Source organism: Saccharomonospora sp. NB11 (assembly GCF_015910535.1).
Classification (GTDB): Bacteria; Actinomycetota; Actinomycetes; order Mycobacteriales; family Pseudonocardiaceae; genus Saccharomonospora.
In genome coordinates this window covers 1-11372 of record NZ_JACBJG010000003.1, presented here as the reverse complement: position 1 = coordinate 11372, position 11372 = coordinate 1, and the positions used below count along the sequence as shown (strand labels likewise).

The window sequence follows — 11372 nt, the reverse complement described above, 5'->3', positions numbered from 1 at the left end:
AACATGGCCAACTCGGTAGTCAACGAACTCGACTGGCTGCTCGACGACCTCATCAGGAAGGTCGCGGGGGCCGACCGGGCCGTCGTCCTGTCGTCCGACGGCCTGCTCATCGGTCGGTCCAGCAACCTGAGCGAGGACGACGGTGAGCACCTCTCGGCCGTCGCGTCGGCCTTCCAGAGCCTCGCGCGTGGCACGGGCAGGCACTTCGGCGGAGGGCAGGTGAGGCAGACGGTGGTCGAGATGGACCACGCGTTCCTCTTCGTCACCGCTGCGGGCCAAGGCGCGTGCCTCGCCCTGCTGACGTCCGAGGACGCCGACATGGGCATGGTCGCGTACTCGATGAACATGCTGGTCAAGCGCGTCGGTGCCCTGCTGAGCGCCGCGCCCCGGGTGGAGTCGCACACGACGACATGAGCGACAGTGAGGAGATGTGGGACGACGAGCGCGCGGGACTCGTGCGCTCCTACGTCGTGACCGGGGGCCGGACCCGTTCCGACCAGTACGGCCTCGACATGATGACGCTGGTGGTGGCGCTGTGCACTCCGGCCGAAGCCGCGCATCTCCCGGAGGAGTACGAGAGGATCGTACGGCTCTGCCAGCACCCGATGTCGGTGGCGGAGGTCGGAGGTCACATCGACCTCCCCCTGCCCGTCGTGAAGGTGCTCCTCAGTGATTTGATCGAGCAGAACTATGTGATCTTCCGTAAGGCCGCGCCTCCGAGCGAAGCACCCAACAAGCACGTACTGCAGGCGGTTCTCGATGGCATCCGCAAACTCTGACGACCGACGTCTCCGTGCGACGGCGGTGAAACTTCTGATCGCCGGTGGGTTCGGGGTCGGCAAGACGACGATGGTGGGCTCGGTGAGCGAGGTCCCGCCGCTGCGTACCGAGGAGATGCTGACCTCGGCGTCGGAAGGCGTCGACGACCTCTCCGGCGTGGAGTCGAAGAGCACCACCACCGTGGCGCTCGACTTCGGTCGGATTACGATCAGCCCGGATCTGATCCTGTACCTGTTCGGCACGCCCGGGCAGGACCGGTTCTGGTTCATGTGGGACGAGCTGGCGCAGGGCGCGCTCGGCGCGGTGGTGCTGGCCGACACGCGCAGGCTGGAGACGTGTTTCCCGGCCGTGGACTTCTTCGAGCGGCGGGGCCTGCCGTTCGTGGTCGGGGTGAACTGCTTCGACAGCGCGTACCGCTACGGCACCGAGGAGGTGCGGGCGGCGCTGGATGTCGGGCCGCACGTGCCTGTGCTGCTCTGCGACGCGCGCGACCGCGAGTCGACGAAGCAGGTCCTCGTGACGCTGATCCAGCACGTCATGGCCTCGGCGAACATGGTCCCGGCCCAGTACTGACCGAGCCCTGCCAGGGGACTGCCCCGGGACTGCCCCGGGCGTGTCCGCGAGCTGCGCACGCGTGTCCGCCCGTTGCGCGCGGGTGTCGGCAGTTCCTGCACTCGTGTCCGCGAGCTGCGTACGGGTGTCGGCTCTTCCCGTGCGTCGGGTTCAGCGGGTCGGGCGTGCCGTGAGCTGGAGCATGGGACTGGCCGGGAACCAGCGCGGGAGCTCGCGGAACTCATCCACGTCGTGGATCGCGAAGTCGCCCAGTCCGCGCAAGGTGGTGAGGGTGTCGCGATTCGGGTGACAGCCCGCGCCGACGACCTTCCACACGGGAGTGATCGCGTCCTGGAACCGCGCGAGTCGACCGGTGCCACGGACGTGTTCGAGCACGGCCAACGTGCCGTCGTCACGCAGGACGCGCCGGGCCTCCGCGAGGGCCGCGTTCGGGTCGCCGACCGTGCAGAGCACCAGCGTGAACACCACCGCGTCGACCGAGGCGTCGTCGAAGGGCAGCGCGTCGGCGGACGCGGCGGACACCTCGACGCTGATCGTGGATTCGGCGGCGCGACGCTCCAGCCGCTGCCGCATGGCGGGGTCCGGTTCGACGGCGACGACGCGCTCGGCCGACCGGAGGTGGGGCAGGTTCGCCCCGGTGCCCGCACCGACGTCGAGCACGGTGCCGGTGAGTCCGCCGAGGAGCGCTGCCCGGCGTCGACCGAGGAACGTCCGCTCGGCGGCGGCGTTCATCCGGTCGTAGCAGGTGGCGAAGACCCGATGGGAGCGCACGCTCCCCACGCTAGTGGCGAACGGCGCCGTTGCCACCCCGGGCGTGTCCTCGCTCTGTGCACGCATGTCGGCGCCGTACGCACGCATGTCCTCGCTCTACGCACGCATGTCGGCATCGCAGGTACGCATCTCGGTGTCGCACGGCGCGGGCACGCGTACGCAAGCTGCAGGATCGGCGCCGCAGGGCGCAGGCTCGGCGTCGCACGGCGCAGACACGCGTGCGCAGGCTGCGGACACGCGCGCGCCGAGCGCGGACACGCGTGCGCCGAGCCAGGACACGCCGTCAGGAGGACCCGCCGTTGATGGCTTCGTCGAGCAGTTGCACCGGGTGCTTCAGGGGGACGTCGTCGCCCAGGTAGCGCCGGATCTGCAACAGACAACCCGGGTTGGCCGTCACCAACAGGTCGGGTGCCACGCTCCGGACGTTGTCCGCCTTGCGCTGCCCGAGCTCGGCTGCCGGTTCGGGTTGCACGAGGTTGTAGATGCCCGCCGACCCGCAGCAGATCTCCGCCTCCGGCAGGTCGACCACGTCGAGCCCGGGAATGGTGCGCAGCACGGCCCTCGGCTGCTCCCGCACTCCCTGGGCGTGTCCGAGGTGGCACGCATCGTGATAGGCCACCTTCGCCTCGATCCGCCGTCGCGGCGCGCGGGGCTCCAGCTCGGCCAGCAGCTCGGTCACGTCACGCACCTTCGCGCTGAACGCCCGGGCGCGCTCGGCCCATTCCTCGTCGTCCGCGAGCAGGTGCCCGTACTCCTTGAGCGACGAGCCGCAGCCTGCGACGTTGACGACGATCGCGTCCACGGGAAGCTTCTCGAAGGTCTCGATGGTGCGCTTGGCGCGGGCGAGGGCCTGGTCCTCCCGGCCCGCGTGGAGTTCGAGCGCCCCGCAGCAGCCTTGTTGCCGGGGAGTCAACACCTCGCAGCCTTCTGCCGCGAGCACCCGCTGGGTCGCGGCGTTGACCTCGTGGAAGAAGACGTCCTGCACGCAGCCCGAGAGCAGGGCGACCCGCCGCCGCACGTCTCCCGTCGGCCGCACACGCCGGGGGAGGGAGGCGAACGCCTCGCGCAGCCGTACGGGCGGGAGCAGTGCCTGCGTGGCCCGGAGTCGGGGCGGCAGCACGCGCTCCATCAGCTTCGGCAACCCCGACTTCTGGTAGACCTGGCCCAGCACGGCGGCGGCGCGGAGCCTGCGCCGGTACGGGAACAACGCGAAGATCGCGTCGCGGAACAGCCGATCGGACGGGCGGCGCGTCACGTTGCGTTCGATCTGCGGCCTCGTGGCTTCGAGGAGCCGGTCGTACTGCACGCCGGACGGGCACGCGGTCACACACGCCATGCAGCCGAGGCATGCGTCGATGTGCTGGGTGAACGCGCCCTCAAGCTCGATCTCACCTCGTTCGGCGAGGTCCATGAGGTAGATGCGGCCCCGCGGCGAGTCCATCTCCTCGCCCCAGAGCTGGTAGGTGGGACACGTCGGGAGGCAGAACCCGCAGTGCACGCAGTCTTCCAGCAGCTCGCGCTGCGGCGGGTGGTGGGAGTCGAAACTCGACTGTCCGGATAGCTCCGTCACTGGGTGGCCTCCCGTCCGTCCAACCACGACCCGAGACGTCCGGGGCACAGGCGCCCGGTCGGGTCGAGTTCGTTCTTCAGCGCCCGCAGCAGTCGAACCGCCGACGGCACCTGGCCCCACGGACGGGCGTTCGGCACGGCACGGCGGAGCACGGAGGTGCCGCCGCGCGCGGTCACGGCGTCATGGAGGGCGTCGACGTCGGTGTCGGGCACGGACACCGTCGCCACGCCCGAGCCGAGTCCGACGGTGGCACCGGTGAGCCGGACGCTGGCGAGCACGGCGGGCAGTCTGCTGGGCCGGACGCCGATCCGCAGCGTCGCCGCGGCCACGAGGTCGGCGTGCCGGGCCCACACTTCGTCGGCGGTGTCGGCGTCGAGCACGGAGCCGCCGAGGTCGGTCGCGAGTCGCCGGGCTCGGGCGTCGGTGCCGTCCGGGGTGCCTTCGAGGCGGAGCACGAGCCGGTCGTCGAACCACTCGACGGCCACGGGCTCGCTCTGTCCGGAGAGGACGGACGTGGCGAGCTTCGCCGCTTCGGCGAGCGGGGCGTCGACGGACACGGTGCGGCTGGCGGAGGGGAGCGGATGCAGGCGCAGCACCACCTCGACGAGCAGGCCGAAGACGCCGTAGGAGCCGTGCAGCAGCTTCGCGAGGTCGTAGCCCGCGACGTTCTTGATGACGTGTCCGCCGGTGCGGGCGACGGTGCCGTCGGCGAGCACGACCGTCGCTCCGATGACGAGGTCGCGCAGTGAGCCGTAGCTCCAGGCCAGCGGTCCGGAGTCGGCCGTCGCGACGAGTCCACCCACCGTGGCGCCGCGGCGCACCCGGGCCGTGTCGAACGCGACCCGTTGGCCGTGCTCGCCGAGTTCGGCCGCGAGTTCACGCAGCGGCGTTCCGGCCCGCACCGAGACGGTCATGTCCGACGGGTTGTAGGTGAGCACGCCGGTCAGGCGCGTCGTGTCGAGGACGGTCGGCGTCGCGTGCGCGGGGTCGGCCCAGTCCGTCGCCGTCGCCGCGCCGCGGATGCCGATCGGCCCGGTGGTGTCGGCGAGCGCCTCGTGTGCCTCGCGCAGGTCGGTGGGCGTGAGCACGACCGGAGTCGTCGAGGCCGCCGGGGTCGTCTTCGGAGTCATAGCCGCTCGATCACTCCAGCCTGCTCCAAGGGGTGCGGGCGATACGGCCCCGGCTTCTCGCCGCACAACCTCGGCGTGGGCAGCAGCTTGCCCGGGTTGCACAGCCGCTCGGGGTCGAACGCGGAGCGCACGCGGTCCATCGTGGTGAGGTCGTCCTCGCCGAACATGCGGGGCATCGAGCACGCCTTGTCGGTGCCGATGCCGTGCTCGCCGGACAGCGAGCCGCCCAACTCGACGCACAGTTCGGCGATGCGGCTCGACAGCTTCTCGGCGCGGTCCTGTTCGCCCGCGGCGGCGTCGTAGAGGACGAGGGGGTGCAGGTTGCCGTCACCGGCGTGGAACACGTTGGCCACGCGCAGCCCTTCCGCTCGGCCCATCTCCTCGATGCGGCCGAGCACCTCGGCGAGCCGGGTGCGAGGCACGACGCCGTCCTGCACGAAGTAGTCGGGGCTGATGCGGCCCACCGCGGCGAAGGCGGCCTTGCGGCCCTTCCAGATGCGGGCACGCTCGGCGTCGTTGCTCGCGATGTGCAGGCGGGTGCACTGGTGGCGTTCGCAGATCTGTCTGACCTGCTCGAACTGGGCGGCGCACTCGCTGGCGGGTCCGTCGAGTTCCACCACGAGCGCGGCGGCGGTGTCGAGCGTGTACCCGGCGTGCACGGCCTGTTCGGCGGCCTGGATGGCCAGGTTGTCCATCATCTCCACGGCGGCGGGGACGATGCCCGCGGCCACGATGTCGCTGACCACCTCGCCCGCCTGGCGCACCGAGTCGAAGTCGGCGAGCAGGGTGCGCACGGTCTCGGGGACGGGCAGCAGGCGCACGGTGATCTCGCAGGCGATGCCGACCGTGCCCTCGGAGCCGATGAACACGCCCCGAAGATCAGGGCCGAGCTGCTCGTTCGTGTCGCCGCCGAGGGTGACCACCTCGCCGTCGGGCAGGACGACGGTCATCGACAGCACGTGGTTGGTGGTGAAGCCGTACTTCAGGCAGTGCGCGCCCCCGGAGTTCTCGGCGACGTTGCCGCCGATCGTGCACACCTGCTGGCTGGAGGGGTCGGGCGCGTAGTAGAGCCCGTAGGGGGCCGCAGCGCGGGTGATGTCGAGGTTCGTCACGCCGGGTTGCAGCGTGGCCCGCCGGTCGACGGGGTCGACCTCCAGTACCGAACGGAGCCGTTGCAGGCCGATCACCACACCGTCGGCGACGGGGAGCGCCCCTCCGGAGAGTCCGGTGCCCGCGCCCCGCGCCACGTAGGGCACGTCGTGGTCGTGACAGACGCGAACCGCGGCGGCGACGCTCGCGGTGTCGGTGGGCAGGACCACCAGGTCGGGCACCACACGGAACCCGGTGAGGCCGTCGCACTCGTAGCTGCGCAGACCCACCGGGTCGGAAATGACGTTGTCCTCGCCGACCGCGGCGGCCAGGGCCGATCGCACCGTTGCGTCGAGCATCAGCACCCACCTACTTTCCGCTTTGCGGAACGCCATTGTCGCTCTAAGGAAACGTTACCGCCCTCGTGCGTGTGGTCAAGGGAGGCTGCGGCAGGGGCGAGCTCGTGGCGAGCGCCTCGTTGTGGGCGTGTCGGCCGCGGGGGTGTCGCCCACGGGTGGTACCAAGACGGGCATGACGTGTGTGAGCTGCCGTACCGGTCTCGACCACTGCCACGGCACCGTGCTGGTGCACGTCGACGGCGGGTTGGAGTGCACCGAGCCCGACTGCGTCGACGCCGTGCTGCTGCGGCACACCCTCGTCATCAGGTGCGCCGAGGTCGAGGGCGAGTGCGACTGCCTCGCGGACGGCTACGGCGAGTTCCGGCTCGCCTCCTGAGCCCAGCGCGTGTTGCCGGTCGCGGCCGGGGGGCGCGGGCAACGGCGGCGCGCCGACCCGCAGCGACCTGCCTTCCCGGGCAGCAGAACGGGCCCGGCATCGTGCCGGGCCCGTAGCTGTGGATGCGCACCGGCCGAGACGGCCGACGCGGCTGGTCACCGGGTGCGCTGCGTGGGCACTGACCGGCCCTCTTCGGGGCGCAGCCCGAGCGCGTCGAGCAGCTCGGCGCAGTCCTCGGCGTCGATGGCGGCCGAGGCGACGGCGCGGACGGCCCGACGACGCTGGTCGGGGTCGGGTTCCTCCGTGTACGGCAGCACCGGGCGAGGGTTCTGGCTCGGCGCCGTCGAGGCGTGGGTCGTGTTCACAAGTGCTCCCGTTCGTTGTCGTCGGCGGGCGCGAGGTCGGTCGGTGTCGGTGTCGTCCAGGCCCGTTGCTGGCGGTTCTCCCCGCCACGCCCGACACGTACCCGCTGGGTGGCTGCGTTACACGTCCGGTTTCCCAAAGCAGGCGACTGGGTACGAGCGGTGACGTGGCTCGCTGGCCGGGAGAAAGGAGGCTGACGTGGGTACCGACGCTTACCTCGCGTTCATCGCCCTGGGATTGGTCATGATCGTCGTCGACGGTCAGATGCTCTACCGCAGCGGAAAGCGTTATCTATCCGAAGTGGACTCAACCGGTGACTCCGTCTACTCGATGGCCAAACTCGTCACGGTCCTGTTCCACCTCGTCATGTTCGGCTTCCTGGCGCTGCTCTCGGTGCTGGACTTCAGCTTCGGCGGACACCCCGCCCGTGCCCTGATCGGCAACCTCGGTGTCCTGCTGTTGCTCCTGGCCCTCGTGCACGCGGTGACGATGGCCGTCATGTCGCAGATGCACGAAGCCCGTGCCACCGAAGAGCTGTACACGCGGCCTCGGCAGAACTCCGGTCCGGTGAGCGGCACCAACATCCAGTTGCAGCGGGGACCCGTCGTCACTCCCGTTCCGGGGCAGCAGGGTCGGGACCCGCGGCTGAGCCCGTCCATCGAGGACCAGCTCAACTGACCGCCGTGCCGCTGCGCGCTCGGGTGCCTGCCCGCCGGGAACGGGCGGCTCCGGGTGCGCGCGGTACGCGGTGCTGGTGAGGCCCACGCGACAATGCTGCACTCCGTGACGGGATGGTCGCGAATCGGATACGAGCGATCGGGTGATGCGAGTCCGTCGATCGAGTCAACGAGAGGCCCGTGACCACGCCGCCCGGTTCGCCACCACCAACAGTGCGGCGAGCAGGACGAAGTCGGCGAGGAACACGGCGCGTTGGATCAGCGCCTCCGGGAGCAGGTCGAACAGAGTCACGAACGCCGACAGAGGTGGCGGGCCACCCGTGAGTTTGTCGGCGACGTAGCTCGCGCCGAAGGCGACGAGCAGGCCGATCGACGGCCACACCACCCGTTGCAGTCCGCGCCGCGCAGCGCGCAGGCCGGCGTCGGGCGAGTCGCGGAGCTGGTCCAGCAACGACAGCGCGATGCCGGGCACCGACAGGAAGGCGAGCAGGCTGCCGTACTGGTGGATGAGACCGCTCGCCGGGTCGACGTGCGACTCGAACGCCGCGGGGAACAGAGCGGCGGCGACGAGACCCCCGGCCGCGGTCACGACGAGGGCCGTGGTCGTGCGACTGACACGGAGGCCCGCGGCGGCCAGCGTGCCCCGCACGGCGACGACACCGACGGCGAAGGACAGCAGACTGGCTTCGAGCATTCCTTGTCCGGCGTCGGTGAAGGCGTAGCGGCTCACCGGGTCGGTCAGCGGATCGAACGAGCTCACGACGTGCAGGATCGTCAGCGTGAAGAGAGCCCACCCCAGCGCGGCGGTGGCGGCGAAGGTCCAGGCGCGCACCCTGGCCGGGGCGCGCTCCACAGTTGTCGCATTCGTCCCCAGATGCCCCATACTGCCGATCTTGCCGACGGCAAGGACCGTTGTCCTCAGGGTTCGTCCCTGAATTACCCCTGCTCGACGGCGAAGTCGATCACGACGAGGGCTTGGTCGTCGTGCCGCTTCGACCGGGGCCAGCGGCGACAATCGGCGTCGGCGAGTTCGGCGTCCCGCACCGTTTCCAGTACGGCGTCGGCTCCCGAGGTGCGCGCGAGGGACAGCAGGTCGGCCCAGCTCAGGACGCCGTAGGTGTCGATCCCCACGGACACGCCGTCCGTGGCGAGCACGGCCGCGTCGACCTCCTCCCGGGGCCAGCGCCGCCGCAGCGCCCGGGTCGCCGCCTCCGGAACGGCCTCGGCGACCCAGAACCCAGCGTCGTCGTTGCGGAGGGCGTCGACCGCTGCCCGCGTGCGCAGGGCACCCGCGGCGCGAAGCCGGTCCAGCCGGTCGTCCAGGACGATCTCGGGGCCGTCGGCCGTGTAGACCACCACCGGGCTGTCCGCGAGGACCAGTGCCTCCACGTCGTCGGCCGAGAATCGCAGCATCGCGACCGTGCTCGACGGCGACCGGCGGGGCACCAGGTCGTGGTCTCGCGCGACCGCGCCGATGGCGTGGGCGAGCAGTGCACCGAGGTCTTCGGTGGGGTCCGAGCGCAGGCGCGCCTCGATCGCATCTGCGAGCCGTCGCGAGTACCAGCCACCGCTGGGCAGGCCGGGGCGCACTTCGGTGGCGCCGTCGAGTACGACGGCGGTGGACGCGGTGTCGTCGACGTGGAGGACGACCCGATCCTCGGTGGGACGTGGACGTCCGGCGAGGTCCACGCCGGGGCGTTCGGCGATGTCGATGCGCGGCACGGGCCGACGGTAGCGGCTACCTCAGTCGCGGCGCTTCGGCGACCACGTGACGTGCGGCAGGAAGAGCTGCGTGAGCGGTCCGATGGTCAACGCGTACAGCACGGTGCCGACACCGACCGTGCCGCCGAGCAGCCAGCCGGTGGCCAGGACGGTGATCTCGATGGCCGTGCGCACCACTCGCACCGACCACCGCGTGCGCGCCGACAGCCCCGTCATCAACCCGTCGCGCGGGCCGGGGCCGAGGCGGGCCCCGACGTAGGCGGCCGTCGCGAACCCGTTGAGCACGATGCCGCCGAGCAGCAGGGGCACCTGCCACACCAGGTGCTGCGGGTGCGGCAGCACGGCGCGCACCAGGTCGACGACCACCGCGATCACGAGGACGTTGGCCACGGTGCCGATCCCGGGACGTTGGCGCAGCGGAATCCAGAGCGCGAGCACCACGACGCCGGTCAGCGCGGTGACCGTGCCGAAGGTCAGCCCGGTACGGTCGGTCACGCCCTCGTGCAGGACGTCCCACGGGTTCAATCCCAGCCCCGAGCGGGTCATCATCGCCATGCTCGTGCCGTAACAGGCGAGCCCGAACAGCAGTTGGGTCAGCCGCGCGACCGGAGCCGTGGTGACGGGGACGGGGCTGAGTTCGACGGGGGACTTCACCGAGGCCACCCCGCCACTATGACCAGCGACCGTGGGGCCGGGAAGTGCCAATCAACCGGTCCTTTGCCCGGGATGGCGTGGGGTGCGCCACGTGGTTCGGTAGGGGACCGCCGGTGCGCCGGATGCGAGGTAAGGCCGTCACTCCAGGGAAAGGACGGTGTGGCATCCGGCGCACCGACTGGTGACCGTGCCCGGGGGAGGGGCACGGGTGCCGTGGGCCTGCTCCCGGCATCGCCCCTCGCAATGCCGGGAGGACCCTTCGGCTCAGGTGCGCATCGGTGCGGGGTTCCCGCCCGGCGCGGTGGGCGGGAACCGCCGACGTGCACCCGGGGCCTCGAAGCCACGGGGGCAACGTGGGTCGAGACCATGACCCGTCACGGCCGGGCGCGTTCGGCCGCACGGGAAGTGTGGGATACACAGGGCGAAACCGCGGTAAACGACGGTTTCGGAAGTCGACCGTCCTCGGTGGGCGTCACGGACGGACGCGGGCACCGGTCACCGAGCGAGTCAGTCGGGAGACGTCGTGGGTAGCGCGGCCTCTCGCCCGACACCGACGACGTCGTGGTCGCGGCTGGCGCCGAGGAGGCGAAGCTGCGTCACCGTGGGCACGTCGTCGAGAACGGCGTGGTCCCCGCGGTACGAGTGGTGGTTGTGGTCCTGGGGCGACGCCGTCGAGTGCGAGGGCGCCGCTGCGGAAGTCGGTGCGGCGGGCGACGGCGCGACCGGCCCGAGGGGGCGCGAGTCGCCGGAGCGCATCGTCGGACTCTCGGAGTCGGAGTCGGTGGGGGCGTCCGGATCGGGGGTCTCCGCCGGGGCGTGCGGGCGGGCACCATCGCGTTCCGACTGCCGGGCCGCGTCGGGGTCGACGCGGGGCTCGCCGGAGGGACGATCGGGAAGGACGTCGTCGGGGGCCGCGGGAGGTTGCGGTGCGGCGGGCTCGGGCAGCAGGCCGAGCGGCGGTGCGGAGCCGAGCCGGTCGGGGATGTCCTCGACGACGTCCTTGATCGGCTCCGTGATCGGGCGGGTGACCTCGGGCAGCGCGCCGAACAACCAGCCGCCGAGGTGTTCGGTGGTGTGGACGAGCGTCGAGGCCAGTCCGGAGGTCGTGGACACCAGCGTGTCGGTGGTGGCGCGGAGCAGCGTGCGCACCGGGCCGAGCGGGGTGGGGTCCTCGGCGGGGGTCGACGACGCGGGCTCGTCGACGGCGTCCCGGCGGTTCGTGTCCGGCTCGGGGACGTCGGCGAGGGAGTCGCCGCCCTCCCGGGCGTCGTCGGGACGCTGCGGGATGTCCGCCGGGTCGGCGGGGTC

The 11372-nt window shown here is 71.4% G+C and carries 13 protein-coding genes and 1 pseudogene; 5 read left to right on the top strand and 9 right to left on the bottom strand.

Annotated features, from left to right (window positions below; genetic code table 11):
* The first annotated feature begins 3 nt into the window (after nt 1-3).
* The 3 genes from JAV51_RS04540 to JAV51_RS04530 are packed head-to-tail and all read left to right on the top strand — an operon-like array spanning nt 4 to nt 1353.
* On the top strand, nt 4-414 hold the full coding sequence (locus JAV51_RS04540) for a roadblock/LC7 domain-containing protein (protein WP_197319363.1): 411 nt from the start codon (nt 4-6) through the stop codon (nt 412-414).
* A complete protein-coding gene (locus tag JAV51_RS04535; RefSeq protein ID WP_197319362.1) occupies nt 411-779 on the top strand; it encodes a DUF742 domain-containing protein in 369 nt (122 codons plus the stop codon). The genes JAV51_RS04540 and JAV51_RS04535 overlap by 4 nt, the downstream gene beginning before the upstream one ends.
* A complete protein-coding gene (locus JAV51_RS04530) occupies nt 760-1353 on the top strand; it encodes an ATP/GTP-binding protein (protein WP_197319361.1) in 594 nt (197 codons plus the stop codon). Before JAV51_RS04535 ends, JAV51_RS04530 begins: the two co-directional genes overlap by 20 nt.
* A gap of 150 nt (nt 1354-1503) precedes the next feature.
* Here JAV51_RS04530 and JAV51_RS04525 read toward each other — a convergent pair whose 3' ends face one another.
* From JAV51_RS04525 to JAV51_RS04510, 4 genes are all read right to left on the bottom strand, one after another.
* Nucleotides 1504-2124, bottom strand: coding sequence for a class I SAM-dependent methyltransferase (locus JAV51_RS04525; protein WP_197319360.1), 621 nt, complete (start codon nt 2122-2124; stop codon nt 1504-1506).
* 283 nt (nt 2125-2407) lie between these two features.
* Nucleotides 2408-3694 (bottom strand): glycolate oxidase subunit GlcF, encoded by a 1287-nt coding sequence (glcF, locus tag JAV51_RS04520; protein ID WP_197319359.1) that lies wholly within the window; start codon nt 3692-3694, stop codon nt 2408-2410.
* Nucleotides 3691-4824 carry an FAD-binding oxidoreductase gene (locus tag JAV51_RS04515; RefSeq protein WP_197319358.1) on the bottom strand — a complete coding sequence of 378 codons (1134 nt, stop codon included), beginning with the start codon at nt 4822-4824 and terminating at the stop codon, nt 3691-3693. The genes glcF and JAV51_RS04515 overlap by 4 nt, the downstream gene beginning before the upstream one ends.
* Entirely contained in the window at nt 4821-6272 is a 1452-nt protein-coding gene (locus JAV51_RS04510) for an FAD-linked oxidase C-terminal domain-containing protein (protein ID WP_197319357.1), read from the bottom strand. Before JAV51_RS04510 ends, JAV51_RS04515 begins: the two co-directional genes overlap by 4 nt.
* 172 nt (nt 6273-6444) lie before the next feature.
* On the opposite strand from JAV51_RS04510, the gene JAV51_RS04505 reads away from it, so the two are divergent.
* A complete protein-coding gene (locus tag JAV51_RS04505) occupies nt 6445-6648 on the top strand; it encodes a hypothetical protein (protein ID WP_197319356.1) in 204 nt (67 codons plus the stop codon).
* 155 nt (nt 6649-6803) lie between these two features.
* Here JAV51_RS04505 and JAV51_RS04500 read toward each other — a convergent pair whose 3' ends face one another.
* Nucleotides 6804-7013 carry a hypothetical protein gene (locus tag JAV51_RS04500; RefSeq protein ID WP_197319355.1) on the bottom strand — a complete coding sequence of 70 codons (210 nt, stop codon included), beginning with the start codon at nt 7011-7013 and terminating at the stop codon, nt 6804-6806.
* A 196-nt stretch (nt 7014-7209) separates the two neighbouring features.
* On the opposite strand from JAV51_RS04500, the gene JAV51_RS04495 reads away from it, so the two are divergent.
* Nucleotides 7210-7689 (top strand): hypothetical protein, encoded by a 480-nt coding sequence (locus JAV51_RS04495; RefSeq protein ID WP_197319354.1) that lies wholly within the window; start codon nt 7210-7212, stop codon nt 7687-7689.
* Nucleotides 7690-7854: 165 nt separating this feature from the next.
* On the opposite strand, the gene JAV51_RS04490 is transcribed toward JAV51_RS04495, so the two are convergent.
* The 4 genes and pseudogenes from JAV51_RS04490 to JAV51_RS04475 all read right to left on the bottom strand — a co-directional run.
* Nucleotides 7855-8571: a DUF998 domain-containing protein gene (locus JAV51_RS04490; RefSeq protein WP_197319353.1), complete on the bottom strand. Its 717-nt coding sequence runs from the start codon at nt 8569-8571 to the stop codon at nt 7855-7857.
* 53 nt (nt 8572-8624) lie between these two features.
* Nucleotides 8625-9410, bottom strand: a complete 786-nt coding sequence (locus JAV51_RS04485; RefSeq protein WP_197319352.1) for a protein phosphatase 2C domain-containing protein — start codon at nt 9408-9410, stop codon at nt 8625-8627.
* A 21-nt stretch (nt 9411-9431) separates the two neighbouring features.
* Nucleotides 9432-10064 carry a YitT family protein gene (locus JAV51_RS04480; protein WP_197319351.1) on the bottom strand — a complete coding sequence of 211 codons (633 nt, stop codon included), beginning with the start codon at nt 10062-10064 and terminating at the stop codon, nt 9432-9434.
* 507 nt (nt 10065-10571) lie between these two features.
* A pseudogene (locus tag JAV51_RS04475) lies at nt 10572-11372 on the bottom strand (hypothetical protein); the annotation flags it as partial.